The sequence below is a fragment of the Cryobacterium sp. 10I1 genome (assembly GCF_035019805.1).
GTDB classification, from domain to species: Bacteria; Actinomycetota; Actinomycetes; order Actinomycetales; family Microbacteriaceae; genus Cryobacterium; species Cryobacterium glucosi.
In genome coordinates, this window is sequence record NZ_JASJVF010000073.1 from 1 (window position 1) to 13572 (window position 13572).

Annotated in this window: 19 protein-coding genes, 2 pseudogenes and 1 other annotated feature; of the genes and pseudogenes, 8 read left to right on the forward strand and 13 right to left on the reverse strand. The window is 62.4% G+C overall.

Going from position 1 to position 13572, the window contains the following annotated elements; translation table 11 throughout:
- Positions 1-36: 36 nt before the first annotated feature.
- The 4 genes and pseudogenes from QN345_RS08645 to QN345_RS08660 form a co-directional block, all read right to left on the reverse strand.
- Positions 37-423, reverse strand: a pseudogene (locus QN345_RS08645) (GNAT family N-acetyltransferase).
- Positions 424-465: 42 nt separating this feature from the next.
- Positions 466-915: a hypothetical protein gene (locus QN345_RS08650; protein WP_322136300.1), complete on the reverse strand. Its 450-nt coding sequence runs from the start codon at positions 913-915 to the stop codon at positions 466-468.
- 233 nt (positions 916-1148) lie between these two features.
- The gene (locus QN345_RS08655) at positions 1149-2822 is read right to left on the reverse strand and encodes a formate--tetrahydrofolate ligase (RefSeq protein ID WP_322136299.1); all 1674 of its coding nucleotides are present in this window, start codon (positions 2820-2822) and stop codon (positions 1149-1151) included.
- Positions 2823-3444: 622 nt separating this feature from the next.
- On the reverse strand, positions 3445-4035 hold the full coding sequence (locus QN345_RS08660) for a helix-turn-helix domain-containing protein (RefSeq protein WP_322140684.1): 591 nt from the start codon (positions 4033-4035) through the stop codon (positions 3445-3447).
- A 102-nt stretch (positions 4036-4137) separates the two neighbouring features.
- Here QN345_RS08660 and QN345_RS08665 point away from each other — a divergent pair, with 102 nt between their 5' ends.
- The 6 genes and pseudogenes from QN345_RS08665 to QN345_RS08690 all read left to right on the forward strand — a co-directional run bounded on the left by QN345_RS08665 (position 4138) and on the right by QN345_RS08690 (position 8067).
- Positions 4138-4344, forward strand: a complete 207-nt coding sequence (locus QN345_RS08665; protein ID WP_322189574.1) for a hypothetical protein — start codon at positions 4138-4140, stop codon at positions 4342-4344.
- Positions 4345-4506: 162 nt separating this feature from the next.
- Positions 4507-4917 carry a hypothetical protein gene (locus tag QN345_RS08670; RefSeq protein WP_322136296.1) on the forward strand — a complete coding sequence of 137 codons (411 nt, stop codon included), beginning with the start codon at positions 4507-4509 and terminating at the stop codon, positions 4915-4917.
- A 200-nt stretch (positions 4918-5117) separates the two neighbouring features.
- Positions 5118-5399, forward strand: coding sequence for a glutaredoxin domain-containing protein (locus tag QN345_RS08675; RefSeq protein ID WP_322189575.1), 282 nt, complete (start codon positions 5118-5120; stop codon positions 5397-5399).
- Positions 5400-5433: 34 nt separating this feature from the next.
- Positions 5434-5799, forward strand: a complete 366-nt coding sequence (locus QN345_RS08680; RefSeq protein ID WP_322136294.1) for a single-stranded DNA-binding protein — start codon at positions 5434-5436, stop codon at positions 5797-5799.
- 71 nt (positions 5800-5870) lie between these two features.
- A complete protein-coding gene (locus QN345_RS08685) occupies positions 5871-6236 on the forward strand; it encodes a hypothetical protein (RefSeq protein ID WP_322136293.1) in 366 nt (121 codons plus the stop codon).
- 619 nt (positions 6237-6855) lie between these two features.
- Positions 6856-8067, forward strand: a pseudogene (locus QN345_RS08690) (IS3 family transposase).
- Positions 7134-7246, forward strand: a sequence feature (AL1L pseudoknot). (Overlaps the previous pseudogene by 113 nt.)
- Positions 8068-8186: 119 nt before the next feature.
- Here QN345_RS08690 and QN345_RS08695 read toward each other — a convergent pair.
- Positions 8187-9110 (reverse strand): DNA-processing protein DprA, encoded by a 924-nt coding sequence (locus QN345_RS08695; protein ID WP_322189576.1) that lies wholly within the window; start codon positions 9108-9110, stop codon positions 8187-8189.
- Between the two features lie 422 nt (positions 9111-9532).
- Between QN345_RS08695 and QN345_RS08700 the strand changes: the two genes are divergently transcribed.
- Positions 9533-9898, forward strand: coding sequence for an ArsR/SmtB family transcription factor (locus QN345_RS08700; protein WP_134558752.1), 366 nt, complete (start codon positions 9533-9535; stop codon positions 9896-9898).
- Here QN345_RS08700 and QN345_RS08705 read toward each other — a convergent pair.
- The gene (locus QN345_RS08705; protein ID WP_322189577.1) at positions 9871-10056 is read right to left on the reverse strand and encodes a hypothetical protein; all 186 of its coding nucleotides are present in this window, start codon (positions 10054-10056) and stop codon (positions 9871-9873) included. The two genes, QN345_RS08700 and QN345_RS08705, sit on opposite strands and share 28 nt — an antisense overlap.
- A gap of 36 nt (positions 10057-10092) precedes the next feature.
- Between QN345_RS08705 and QN345_RS08710 the strand changes: the two genes are divergently transcribed.
- On the forward strand, positions 10093-11010 hold the full coding sequence (locus QN345_RS08710; protein WP_166790631.1) for a cation diffusion facilitator family transporter: 918 nt from the start codon (positions 10093-10095) through the stop codon (positions 11008-11010).
- A gap of 40 nt (positions 11011-11050) precedes the next feature.
- On the opposite strand, the gene QN345_RS08715 is transcribed toward QN345_RS08710, so the two are convergent.
- The 7 genes from QN345_RS08715 to QN345_RS08745 form a co-directional block, all read right to left on the reverse strand.
- On the reverse strand, positions 11051-11269 hold the full coding sequence (locus tag QN345_RS08715; RefSeq protein WP_322136291.1) for a helix-turn-helix domain-containing protein: 219 nt from the start codon (positions 11267-11269) through the stop codon (positions 11051-11053).
- A 14-nt stretch (positions 11270-11283) separates the two neighbouring features.
- On the reverse strand, positions 11284-11709 hold the full coding sequence (locus tag QN345_RS08720) for a recombinase family protein (protein WP_322136290.1): 426 nt from the start codon (positions 11707-11709) through the stop codon (positions 11284-11286).
- Positions 11636-11878: an SHOCT domain-containing protein gene (locus tag QN345_RS08725; protein ID WP_198413625.1), complete on the reverse strand. Its 243-nt coding sequence runs from the start codon at positions 11876-11878 to the stop codon at positions 11636-11638. Before QN345_RS08725 ends, QN345_RS08720 begins: the two co-directional genes overlap by 74 nt.
- A 62-nt stretch (positions 11879-11940) precedes the next feature.
- Positions 11941-12555: a DUF3105 domain-containing protein gene (locus QN345_RS08730; RefSeq protein WP_322136288.1), complete on the reverse strand. Its 615-nt coding sequence runs from the start codon at positions 12553-12555 to the stop codon at positions 11941-11943.
- Positions 12556-12867: 312 nt separating this feature from the next.
- The gene (locus QN345_RS08735; RefSeq protein WP_134558755.1) at positions 12868-13080 is read right to left on the reverse strand and encodes a hypothetical protein; all 213 of its coding nucleotides are present in this window, start codon (positions 13078-13080) and stop codon (positions 12868-12870) included.
- A gap of 1 nt (position 13081) precedes the next feature.
- Positions 13082-13366, reverse strand: a complete 285-nt coding sequence (locus QN345_RS08740) for a hypothetical protein (RefSeq protein WP_322136287.1) — start codon at positions 13364-13366, stop codon at positions 13082-13084.
- Positions 13363-13572: hypothetical protein (locus tag QN345_RS08745; RefSeq protein WP_323504609.1), on the reverse strand; the 210-nt coding region annotated here is incomplete at its 5' end. The genes QN345_RS08745 and QN345_RS08740, both read right to left, overlap by 4 nt.

The following is a 13572-nucleotide window of genomic DNA, read 5'->3' on the forward strand; positions in this document are numbered from 1 at the left end:
ATTGATCACCTTCCATAATGGTCGGTGGCCCTGTTTTCAATCGGCGATACTGGCCCTATTTTCGGTCGGCGTTAACACGAAGTCGAGGCAAGCCGAAGCGGCCTCGGTTGCGTAGCCTCGTCCCTGCATCTTTGCCCGCACGTGGTAGCCGACCTCAAGTTCGGGTCGGCCGTTGACGGCCTGCCAGGTGAGGCCACAGTCGCCGACGAACTCACCCGCTTTCGTCTCGATGACCCACAAACCATAGCCACGCTCGAGGTAGTTGCGCTTGTTTCAGTCGATCCACCCCTGGGCCTCCTCGCGGCTCTTGGGTCGTGGGTAGTACTCCATTACGTCCGCGTCAGCCAGCATGGCGGCCATGTCATCGAGGTCAGCATCGGTCATGTTCCGAAAGGTCAACCGGTCTGAGTGAGGGAAGGACATGCTCCGACCATAGGAGGCATCCGTGCCCGAGGGAAAGGCCGACTAGGTCTTGAGCGGCTTCCAGCGTGGCACTTCCTGCACAGTACGCGGAGGCGCTTTTCTCAGCCGGGTCGAGGACCTGAAGTACAAGAACGCCAGTGATGCGTCGACCATCACGCTGATCGCGACGTTGAAGATCAACTCCGGTGGCCCTGTGGTCGCAACGACCACGCCATTGGCGGAGTTCAAAACAAACAGGGATCCGACGATGTACCCGGCTCGTGGCCGGGACGTCATCCTCCACCAGGCGCGGGGTGGTTCTATCGGTTCGCCCAATCCGCGGAAGGACCGCACCCCTCCGAAAATGAGCAGGATGCTCAGCGAGTTTGCCACCACGGCGTACAGCGGATTCGGCAACCTGAACGGCTGGATCGCAATTTCGATTGCGGCCAGCGCGATCACCCCGATAAGGATGTATGCGACCTTCCAACGCGTCTTACGCAGGCGAATCATGGCTTGAGCCTACTGGCGAGGACGATCGCCCCGGACCGCGCTTGACGTGAACACGCATAGGGATCAAGACGGGTGCCTCAGTACGACCGTTGCTGATATGAGGGCACCCAGGACACCTCTGTCATAAGGACCAAGCCGAATCACTATTCTCGAGTTGATGTCCTGGGATTCAGGTACTGGGCTCCCCGGACCTAAACACGGAGCGAGTTATCGCGCCCAAGTATGCACACGCATCAGTCGTTCTGCATGAGTCCTGCAATGCGTCCATCCGGAAGCAATCGGATGTTGCGCGAGGCGGGCACTCTTGGAAGCCCGGGCATGGTCAGTACGGATCCCGTCATCGGAATCAGGAATCCCGCCCCCGCCGAAAGACGAACCTCCCGGACCGTGATGATGAAGTTACGGGGGCGACCGGCAATTCTGGGGTCGTCAGTGAGGGAGAGGTGAGTTTTCGCCATGCAGATGGGGAGATTCGCGTAGCCCAACTCCGCGATTCGGGCGATGTCCATCTCAGCAGTCGGGGTGAACACCACATCGCTGGCGCCGTAGACCACCGTGGCGATCTTGCGGATCTTGTCGTGCGGGGAATCCGATTCGTTGTAAATGAACCGCGGCTGCGGAGGTGCCACGTCGGTGGGATCGACCACTTCGCTCACCACCCGGGCGAGATCCAGCGATCCTTCGCCACCGCGCGCGAAGCCGTCGGCTCGGGCGAATCGAACTCCGCGCTCAGCGACGGCTTCTTCGACCAGTAGAAGTTCCGACTCGGTATCGTTCGGGAAGAGATTGATCGCGACTATCGGCGTGAGGCCGAATGCGCTCGCCGTGGCGAGATGATGCTCGAGGTGTTGCAGTCCTTTGATGAGCGTGGCGGTATCTGGCTCACCGCAGATCGCGACCGGCGCGCCCCCGTGCATCTTGAGAGCCCGCAGTGTGGCCACGATGACGACGGCGCGTGGCCAGATCCCTGCGAGACGGCACTTGATATCGAGAAATTTCTCTCCACCGAGATCGAACCCGAACCCTGCCTCGGTGATCGCGTAATCGCCGAGCTTCATCGCGAGGCGTGTCGCGACCACACTATTGCAGCCATGCGCGATGTTGCCGAAGGGCCCGCAGTGCACGATCGCGGGGCCGCCCTCCTCGGTTTGCACCAGATTCGGTCGCAACGCGTCGCGAAGCACCACCGTCATTGCGCCCGAAGCCCGGAGGTCTCCTGCTGTGACTGCTTGCCCGGCATGTGTTCGCCCCACCACGATGCGAGACAGGCGGTCCTCCAGATCCTTTAGACCTGACGCGAGGGCCATGATCGCCATGATCTCGCTTGCCGCCGTGATGTCGAAGTGTTCCTGACGCGAGACGTCGTCGGTCTTGGGATCAATGCCAACAATGCTTCGCCGGAGAGCACGGTCGTTCATGTCGAGCGCGCGTCCCCAGGTGACCTGACCGGGATCGATCACGCCCCTGCCAGGGATCTCTTCTCGAAAGAAGATTGCGTTGTCGACGAGCGCCGACAGTAGATTGTGGGCGGTGGTGATCGCATGAATGTCGCCGGTGAAGTGAAGATTGATGTCGTCCGCGGGGGTGAGCGAGGCTCTGCCGCCTCCAGTGCCTCCGCCCTTCGCGCCGAACACCGGACCGAGTGATGGTTCCCGCAGAGCCAGAACGGCGTTCCGTCCCAATCGACGCAGACCCATCGCCAGGCTGATACACACCGTGGTCTTGCCCTCACCCGCAGGCGTCGGGTTAATCGCGGTAACGAGCACGAGTCGACCCTTGCCGTTCGCGGGGCGGTTGAGCAGGTCGAGCGACAGCTTTGCTTTTCCCCGACCATACGGCTCGAGGTCGTCAACTCCGAGACCCAGCTCATCCGCCAGTTCGGCGATGGTCTGGGGAGCGAATGGCATAGCCAAACGTTATCAACGCCGATTGTCAATGGCCAATTCGGATCATCAGGAGCTGGGGATGCACACCCGGGGCCAAACCTGGCCTTGCGAAAGGCATCCGTCGTGCGCACAGGAGCTCGACGCTCAGAGCACTCCACGAGCAGAACTAAGCCACAATTTTCAGCGCCTACTTGTACCGCGGTCGATGCGTGTGGATCGATACGGGCCTGTGACGCCCACATGCGTTTTGGACAAGATCGTCCGAACTTTGTGGCAAAATTCCGAGCAAACGTGCCACGCGACAGTGTGCCCCCAGGCAGATTCGAACTGCCGCCCCTGCCTCCGGAGGGCAAAACGAGCCCGGAGAACAGCGGGATTTCTGTCCGTATCCCAATGATTTACTGGCCACTTGGGTCATGCGGAGGTGATGGAATCACCTCGAAATTGCACCAATTGAAGTCAAATTGAAGTCACGCGGTAGGTCTCCGACACGCAGCATTTGAGGCTCCCTCCTAGGTAATGCGACGGTCCTCCCGTTGGTTGCTATTGCTGGGAAGCATTAGGCAGCGCGCTGTTGCCAGCCGAGGAACGCGTGGCGTATTTCGCCGAATACGCGGCGCAACTGGCAACCGTCCTGTTGGGTTCAACTGTCGAGATTCCATCCTGCTGATACTAGGTATGACGTGAGCTGGGCGATGCGGCGGTTGATGTCGTCGAGTCGTTGTTGGGTGGTGTCCCACGCCCGGCTCTCGTCGTCGAGGCCTCCAGGGGCGCTGAGCGCTGTTTCCACGGCCACATTGCTTGCGAGGCGTTTGCCTTCGCGGTGGAGGGCGTCGAGTTCGCGCATTGCTTGGAGTTGGGTGCGTTCGGAGCGTTCGTCGGTGGTGGTCCACCGGTAGGCTCCGTCGGTTTCGCCGGAGATCCAGGCGTCGAATTCGATAACGGTCATGCTGTCGAAGGCGTCGCTGAGGTTGGGGAGGTCGAGTTCGTTCGTTGGATTGCCGATGGGGGCCAGGAGGAAGAGTGGGGTGACGCCTAGGGCGTGTGCGATGTTGAGGAGCTGGCTGACGGCGAGGTCGGACTTCCGGCCGGCTTCGATGTTCTGCAGGATCGCTTCAGTGACATTACCGCCGGGGATCATGTCCGCGAGCTCCTTGGTGGTGCGGATGCCGCGGTGCTTGCGCACGGCTTGGATCCGGGTGCCAATGCTCGCCTCAGTGCGAAAATCTGTCATGCAGACAAGATACTATGCAAACCCTTGTCAAATGTTGGAAGTCGCCATATTGTGTTTTCAACATTGGAACAGCCGAATGGCTGTTATAGAGACAGGATGATTATGGACGACGACTATATCCTCCCGGCCACCGTGGGCGAGATCACCGGATTGAAGGTGGGCGCTCTGGCTCAGCTGCGCTATCTGGGGCGGGGGCCCCGGTTCTACAAGCCCACACCCCGCACGGTGCTCTACAAAAGGTCCGAGGTACTCGCTTGGGTCGAGGCCAGCGCCACGACCAGCACGTCGGATCCGGTCCGCAGCCGCTAACCGGCCTCACGTCACCGAAGCCGACGCCGGTGACGTGGAAGGGCCCCGGGTGGCCGCCCGGGGCCCGAGATCGTCACCAGCAGAGGAGTCGATCCATGCACATGCTATCGAGCACCTCCGACACTGCACTGGCGTCGCCCCGTGAATTGCGGTGAGGGCCCGGTGGGCCTGTTCGCGGCGAAGAACGCGGTCCTGGTCGCTGCCCGGTTGGGACTGGGAAACACGGCGACCCGGTTGCTGCTGCACATGGCCTTGGAATGCTGGGACGACGCCGACAACCCGGGCGAGCAGCCTCCGCGACGCTATTTCGGCGGACGGGAGTCCTCGGCGATCGCACTTGGGTTCGTGGCGCCATCGAACGCATCCACGCCCGCTCATCGGGCCGTCAAGCGTGCGGTGAAGGAACTAGTCGACGCGGGCGTCATCACTCGCCTCAGATCCGGGGGAGTCGGTATGACCGCCGAGTTCGAATTGAACCTGAACAGCGCCAAACCTCCGGCCCCGCACCGCACCTATCCCGAGATCGACCTTTTCCCCGAGGACCCGCTAGGGGGTCGGAAATTTGCCCCCTGAGGGGGACCAATTAGTTGCCCCCTTAGGGGACCAAAAAGTTGTCAATTCGGGGACCAATTATTGGCCCCCTTAACAGTAAAGAACAGGAAGAACAGAACAGAAGCAGTATGCGCGCGCGAGACCAGCCTGTGGATAACTCCGCTGGCACCTCATGACTTGACGCCAAAGGCACACCGAGATGGTTCGACAAGGAGAACACCATGAACGGCATCGTCACCGTCTACAGCAAGCCTGGCTGCGTGCAGTGCGCCGCCACCGTCCGCAAGCTCACCCAGCACGCCATCGACTTCACCCTCATCGACGTCGCGCAGGACCCGGTCGCGCTCGAGTATGTCACGGGCCTCGGTCACGTCCAGGCGCCCGTCGTAGAGGCGCCAGGGGTGTCCTGGAGCGGATACAGGCCCGACCTAATCAACTCTCTCAGAACGCGTCTCGACCTCTCAAACGGCGAAATTCGGCCCACCCGGTCCGACTCCAAGTAGTACCCACGCACCGCCAATCGTGAAGGAGCACACCATGTCCATACGCACTATCACCGGCAACTTGGCAGCCGATCCGGAGGTCGTACCGGCCGGATCGATCCTGGTCACGAAGTTCCGGGTGATCGAGAACACAGGCGAGTACCGTGCCGGCGCCTGGCACGCGCACGAGGCGGCGACGACGCACTTCGTCGAGGCCCGGTTCGAACTCGGCGAGAACGTCGCCGCGACCCTGCACCGGGGCGATCCGGTCGTGGTCGTCGGCCGTGAACACACCGAGATCTGGGGCGGTCCCGAAGCCCGGCGCTCCGGCCGTGTTCTGCAGGCGGATGTCGTCGGACCCGATCTGAACCGTGCCGTCGCCCAGGTTCGCCGTACCCGCACACCCGACACTGACGAGTAATGACGCTCAAGAAGACCTGCGGGTGGGCGGGCTGTGCAGTCCGCACGCCCCAATCTGTGAAGGAGATTCTGATGGACATCAGCGCCGAGAGCGCGCAACTGATCAGCGCCGAGCAACTCCGCCGGGCCGCCCGCGAACTCGCTCACAGCACCCGAACTGTTGAGCATCCGGGGGACTCCTACGAGTTGCTCGGCCGGCTGATGAACGCCCAATGCTTGCTGGGGCAGGTGTTCGAGCAGCTCGCCACCTGGCACGCAGGCACCCAGGATGGTATCCAATACGACGGTGAAGACGGTCGCGGTGCCGGACAGGTCGCCGGCGTGATCCGGGCCGAGCTGGCCCTCCGGGACGCCGCGGACCTCGCGGACAAGGCCGACGACGCCGTGATGCTGGCGCTGACTGCGAACGGCGTCATCCGCTGGTACGACTACTCCTAGACCCGCTCCGGAGGCCTCCGAAGCGGGTCTGCAGGGTGATTTCGGCGCACGAATTCCGGGCAGGAATCGGCGGTCTGGGAGGTCGGTTTTTGGGGCTGCCTATTCGTTTGGGTATTCGTTTGGGTATTCGTTGAGAGCGAATACCCAAACGAATAGGTATGGGGCCTCTTTCCCTGTCCCACCGCGACCCCCTCGCTGCGCTCGCTTCCCAACCCCCCACACCCAACGGCTTTGTGTGGGGGGTTGGGAAGTAAAGGGGTAGTGGTGGGACAGGGAAAGAGGAAGAAGTGTATGAGAGAGATAGGTAAGAGAAAAAACAAAAAACAAAAAACAAAACTAAGTACAAAAAACAAGAACAAGGAACAAGGAAAACAGGACGAGCTAGGTCAGAAAATCAGGCGTTTCAGAGCGGACGGAGATTGCGACGATGGTGCAGTGGACAGACCGTGACGAGGCAATGGTCAACTGGCTACTGGTCGTGCGACTGGCAGAAATGGATGCAATCCGCTGGGCCCTCGGGGCACTGTCCGGGTCCGGGGTTCCCGTGGGCACTGAAGGCACAGCAGTGTTGCGCCCCGGGTTTAATGGAGGTTCTTGATCCCTTGGAAGGTTGAGAATCATGACTCCACATCGGAAATATCCGGACGAGTTGCAAGAGCGAGCGATCCGGTTGGTCCTGGATTCCCGTGACGAGCCGGGCGGACGTCGAGGCACGTGCGCCCGGGTGAGCCAGCAGTTGGGCATCTCGTCGGAGACGTTGCGGAAGTGGGTCGCCCAGGTCGAGATCGACGAGGGCACCCGCCCGGGCGTGCCGACCGACGCCACGGCCCGGCTGGCCCAGCTCGAGCGGGAGAACAAAGAGTTGCGGCGGGCGAACGCGATCTGGCGGAGCGCGTCGGCTTTCTTGGCGGCGGAGCTCGACCGCCCCGAGATCAGGTAGTTATGTTCATCGACGAGAAGAAGAGCGAGTTCGGGGTCGAGCCGATATGTGGGAGTTGCAGGTCGCCCCGTCCAGCTACTACGCGGCAACGTCCCGGCCGCCATCGAAACGGTCCGTGTCCGATGAAGTGACCGCCGCCCGGATCCACGCCGTCCATAAGGACAACTACGGGGTCTACGGGGCCCGGAAGGTGCACGCGCAACTCCACCGCGACGGGCACCCGGTGGCCCGCTGCACCGTCGAACGCCTGATGCGCCGCGAGGGCCTGCGCGGGGTGCGACGCTCGAAAGGCCCCCGGACTACGATTCCCGGGCCCCTCGCGGAGCGCCCCGAGGACCTCGTCAAACGGCACTTCACCGCGCCGGCACCGGCATGCCTCTGGGTGGCGGACATCACCTACATCCGCACGGCTGGGTCTACGCCGAGTTCGTGCTCGACGTGTTCTCCCGCCGGGTGGTTGGCTGGCAACTGTCGACCTCCCTCCACACAGACCTCGCCCTCGACGCCCTTGAGATGGGTTTCTGGACCCGCCGCCGCGCCGGCCGGGACCTGTCCCAGCTCGTGCATCACTCCGACCGCGGCGTCCAATACCGGGCGATTCGCTACACCGAACGCCTTGCCGACCGCGAGGCCGTGGCCTCGGTCGAGTCCAAGGGCGAGAGTTACGACAACGCGATGGCCGAAGCCTTCAACTCGCTTTTCAAAGCAGAGCTGATCCGGAACCTCGGGCCCTGGCAGAGCATCGACGTCCTCGAGTTCGCCGTCGCCGAGTACATCGACTGGTTCAACAACCGCCGACTCCACGGCGAGATCGGCCTGATCCCGCCCGTCGAAGCTGAGACAAACTTCTACTCACACCCGGACATCACACCGATGAAACGGGCCCAATAGAGCCTCTACAAAACCCGGGGCTTGCCACAGTGGGTCGTCCGGCTCGAGGGCGCGGGACTGGTGGAGCCGGCCCGGCCGACGTACCGGGACTCCTCAATCGTGTGACCAACGTGCGAAGGTTAGAGCCAGTCGGCGTCGTGCTGACTCGTGACTACACTCGCACCGAATTCGCTGGCGAGGAGCTGGTAGCCGGCCACCGTCGAGTCTGACCCCGACCCGGGCACTGCACCGAGGGGACGGCCTAGCTCGACCGCGTACTCGGCCGCAGTGAGAGCATCGGATGAAACGCTTGCTTCGACGACGATGGTCTTCGACGACACGGCGGCCATCAGCTGGCCGCGCCGAGCGAACTGCCACCAAATCGGCGTCGCCCCCGGTGGCACCTCACTGATGACGGCACCGCTCTCTGCGACGTCGTCGAGGAGTGCGCCGCGGTCAGAGGGGAAGCGGGTGTTGACGCGGCCGGCGAGTACGGCGATCGGGTGCCCGCCGGACGCGACGGCCGAGGCCAGGGCGGCGTGGTCGATGCCGCGGGCAGCACCGGACACGATCGCATACCCGCGGGCCCCGAGCCCGGACGCTAAGTCAATCGCCATGTGACGCCCGTACCCGGTCGAGTCGTGATCCCCGGTCACCAGAACGCTCCGCATCGAGAGCACCGCAGGGTCGCCGCGCACCCACAGAATCAGTGGCGACGCCAGACGTAGGTCCTCGAGCTGGACCGGCCAGTCAGGGTGGGACGGGGTGAGCACGTGGTACCCGGACTCGGCGCTGGCTCGGATGCTCTCAACGGCCGCCGCACGGTCAAAGCACGCCCGGAGCTGCGCGCGGAGCCCGGAAATGCCGAAACCCACCACCGCACTGTTGGGCCCGTCCACGAGTAGCTCCAGGGCTGGCTCGGCCCCGATTGCAGCGACGAGGGCGCCGACGCGGGGGTCTCCGGGTTCGGCCAGGGCAGCCCAGATAATCCGGGCGGCTGTGTCCCGGGTTAGGGAAGTGCTGGTTGTGGTGCTGAGTGTTTCGACAACGCTGGTGTACGTCATGATCTCGCTCCCTCTGGTCAACCGACAATTTTGTTTGCCTTCCGGCGAGAGAATCGATAGCGAGCGAGAGAGCCGGAGTGCCCAGAATTTCGGGCGAAATAAGGGAGCTTGCGACCGCGCCCGAAAATCTGGGAACGCAGGATCGAAGCGAGCTACGATCGGCAGCCGAAAGGTCAACAAAACAAGAAAAACCCGGCCGCGCAGCGGCTCCGATCAAGTCGTCCGGGCGGCCGTGGCCGCTTCTAAGGGAGTCGTCTGGCGCGCATTCGCTCCCTCTTCTCAAGGGTTCAGCAATCGAAAGGGCGCGACGAAAAGCAACTCAACGGCGTAGCAAATCACTCGCCCCGTCGGCGCGAAGCCGTTGACTTATATATCGAAACATTTTGTTGGCCACTCGGGACTCATCGTGCAATAATCTGCGTATGGATGCAGATAAGCAGATTTGTGGCCGCGAACCCGACAGCCAGTTCGTGGAGCTCGCGGTCGAAGTATTCGGCATGCTGGCTGACGCCACCCGCGTGCGGATAATTCTTGGTCTGCGCAACGGTGAGCTGTCCGTGAATCAACTGGCGGATGCTGTCGACAAGTCGCCGGCAGCCGTATCTCAACACCTGGCCAAACTCCGCCTGGCGCGGATGGTCACCACTCGCCACGAGGGGACCCGAGTGTTCTACAGGCTAGAAAACGAGCACGCGAGTCAGCTCGTGTCGGATGCTATCTTCCAAGCGGAACACACCCTGGGAGGCACCCCTCGTCATCATCACACCCGGGACGAGGCCAGCGCATGAATACCCCGCACCTGCATCCACATGAGGATGATCGTCCGCGTGACGCCCAAGCCCAATCCCACGAGCACGAGCATGACCATGACCATGACCATGACCATGACCACGACCACGACCATGACCACGACCACGACCACGACCACGACCACGACCACGAGCATCCGACCGGGTTCACAGGGTTCTTATACGGGCTTTTCGTGCCTCACAGCCACGATGCCGCAGACTCGATCGATGACGCATTGGAGGCAAGTACCCAGGGAATTCGAGCGGTCAAAATCAGCCTGTTCATCCTCCTCGGCACGACCATACTGCAGTTCGCGGTTGTACTCGCGAGCGGTTCAGTGGCGCTGCTTGCCGACACGATTCACAACTTCTCTGACGCCTTAACCGCAATACCTTTATGGATCGCGTTCATCCTCGGACGGCGCATTGCGTCCCATCGCTACACGTACGGTTATGGGAGGGCCGAGGATCTCGCTGGCCTCTTCATCGTCGGCGTGGTTGCCCTTTCGGCCGTCGTAGCTGCGTGGCAGTCGATCGACCGCCTCTTCCACCCCCAGCCCCTGCACAACCTGTGGTGGGTGTTGGCCGCCGGCCTGATCGGCTTCGCCGGCAATGAGATCGTTGCTGTGTACCGCATACGCGTGGGACAGCAGATCGGGTCTGCGGCCCTTGTCGCCGACGGCGTGCACGCTCGGATCGACGGGTTCACTTCCCTTGCCGTGGTTGTTGGTGCGCTCGGGGTGATGCTGGGTTTCCCGCTCGCCGATCCAATCGTCGGGCTGGTAATTTCCGCGGCGATTATCGTTTTGCTCTGGGGGACAGTGCGAAGCATTGGACGCCGCATCATGGACGGTATTGAACCGGAACTCGTGGACCGAGCCCGTTCGGCACTAACCAGCACTCCCGGCGTTTTGGACGTTTCGACAGTCCGGCTGAGATGGGTGGGGCACCGCCTTCACGGCGAGGGGTGCATCGTGGTCGCCGATACGTCCTTGTCCGTGGCGGAACGCGTTGCCGACGCCGCCCAACACCGCCTGAAGCGAACGATGGCGAATGTAGATCATTTTGCGATCCAAACGGTCACTGCGGGATCGCGGCCTGTGGAGAGGTAGGGCACGAGTATCTCACCTGGATTGACCCACGACTACCGCGTCAATGCTGGATGTCGTTGATCCGGCGGTAGAGCGTGGAGCGGGACATGCCGAGACTACGGGCCACCTGTGAGGGGTGTTCGCCGGATTCGATGAGTTGGAGAGCGGTCCGGATTTGTTGTTCGGTGAAGGTCGCCCTGCGGACGACGCGGCGCGTGCCAGAAGGACGTCGTTTGAAGACGCTGTCTCGGATGCGTGCCCGTGCGACCTCGAATTCCATACCAGCGAGAGCTGTCAGGACTGTGAGGACAGCGGTCGCGTCGAGGGTGCTGGCTTTGTCTGGGGCTCGGTGATGTCGAGAACTCGGAATCCGGCCCCGCTCGCCCGCAGCCTCTCCGCAATCGTCAGGAGGTCGGGAGTGGATCGACCTAGGCGGCTCAAGGTGGTGATGATAAGGGTGTCTCGCTTCTGGAGGGCGCCGATGGCGTGGTCCAACTGGGACTGCTCCGTGCGAAAACCACGGTCGACATACAGGTCCTCTACACGAACGCCCACAGCGACGAGGGTACGTTCCTGATGGTCGACCTTCTGGTCTCGCGGTATTACTCGGGCGTACCCGATCAATGTGCCCACGATCGTCGCTCCGCTAACCGCCGTTGAGGGTTTCGCGGCGCTGTCGATATTCGTTTTCGTCGATCTCACCGCGGGCGTAACGTTCATCCAGGATTGTTCGAGCCGAGCTGTGTCCGGCCGTCTTGCCCTGCTCGGGGCGATCTCCACGGAAGAGACGGTAGACGACGAAAGCCAAGGCGACGATGCCCCCGATTGCGAATATCCACGCAAAGATCATCCACGGTCCTGTCCAGCCCATTCCGCCGTATCCCATCATGGTGTGCTCACTTTCTCGTGACGTTTAATCGTGGATTTGGTGTTCACTGGCGGCGCCGCACGTCAGAACAACTTGCCCGGTCCGTCCAGGCCTCCGGTGCAGGGGGAGCCGGGTTCTGGAGCAGTTGCGGCGCCCCGGTACTTGGCGATGAATGCCGCGAGTCGGGGATCGGCCGGGTCGCTGATGTCGAGCTGCGTGCCCCATGCCGATGCGACGATCGACGACGGGAGACCGGCGAATGGAGACAGGATCGCGTATGTCGATGGGATCTCTTTGCGCAGAGCTGCGAGCTGATCACCCCTCACTTTTGAAGCGTCGTAGGTGACCCACACGGCGCCGTGCTCGAGCGAGTGCACTGCGTTTTCGTTGGGGACGTTGTCGGAATACACGCCACAGTTCAGGAGCGTGACGGAGTGGTCTCCGCCCACCGGTGGCAGCGGATTGTATTTCACCGTGCCGGTGACGTGCTGGGAGGTCTGGTTCGGGAAGGTTTGTACGCCGTCAACGGATGTCGGTGCTGCCGCGTTCTTGGGGGCGCCGCTGGTTGTGACGACGAGGACGATGACGAGCACGACGATCCCTGTAGCGGACCAGGCTGCGGCGATTCCGATCTTTCGGTTCCGTTTCGCTTTTGATTGTTCGCGCTTGAGGGTGGCGACTTTTTCTGCCCGGCGCACGGCTCGTTGCTGTTTGACTGTTGCGGGCGCGGATTCGCGACCTCCGCCAGCTGAGTGGTCGTCCGAGTGTGGGGGTGTTTCACGAGCCATGTCAGCGGTCCTTCGGTTCAGGTGAAATATACCCGACGGTGACCTGTAACGACTTGAGTTCGGCTCGGGCGGCCTGAATGTCCGCCTGGACGTCCGTCGCCGGCTTAGAGCAGCACCCGGCGTCACCCGGGGCGGTTCGGCTGCGCAGCATGGGGCGCATGCAGAACCGCCAGGTCAGAGCCGCGGCAACGACGGTCGCGACCAGGGAGATCAGAATGGGGATCACGCGGTCGGTCCGGTACCGGGGTGGCGATCATCGAATGCCGCGGCCTGTGGACGAAGGGCGGCCACTTCGGCGCGCAGGCGGGCGAGTTCTTGTTCTTCGGGACCGTCGACGGTTTTACCGTGGCCGCGTCCGCGCATCATGAACCACATCATCAGGCCCATTCCGACGGGGCAGATAAGGGCGGGGAGGATATAGAGGAATTGCTGCATGTCAGGATCCTTCTGGTTGTGTTGATTCGGTGGTTTCGAGCATGGTGGTGAATTTTCGCCGGAGGGCGCGGGTAGATAGGCGCCCGTGCGCGATCAGCCGGCCGTTGGCGACGAGCCCGGGGGTGAAGGCCAGGCGCTGTTCACGGGCGATCGCACGACCGGTGTCGCTGTTCACGTCGACCTCGTCGATCTGGAGGGGGAATTCGGCGGACAGTTCGGCCAGCACTCGTTTTCCCGCGATACAGGAGGGGCAGTCGCTTTGAGTGAGCAGGGTCAGGGCGATCATGAGGTGGTATCGGTCTTCAGGTCGAGGAGGAGTTGGTCGACGGGCACGAACATGGTGTATTTCGGAGCCCCGCCGTAGTCGGCGCGCCACTTGATGGTGCCGTCGGGGCCGACGAGGATGAAGCTGTGTCCATCGGTGCTGGTGCCCATCATGCCGAATTCGTTGGCGTGGTACTTTTTCGAAGTGACCAGGTCGGGGTCGGACAG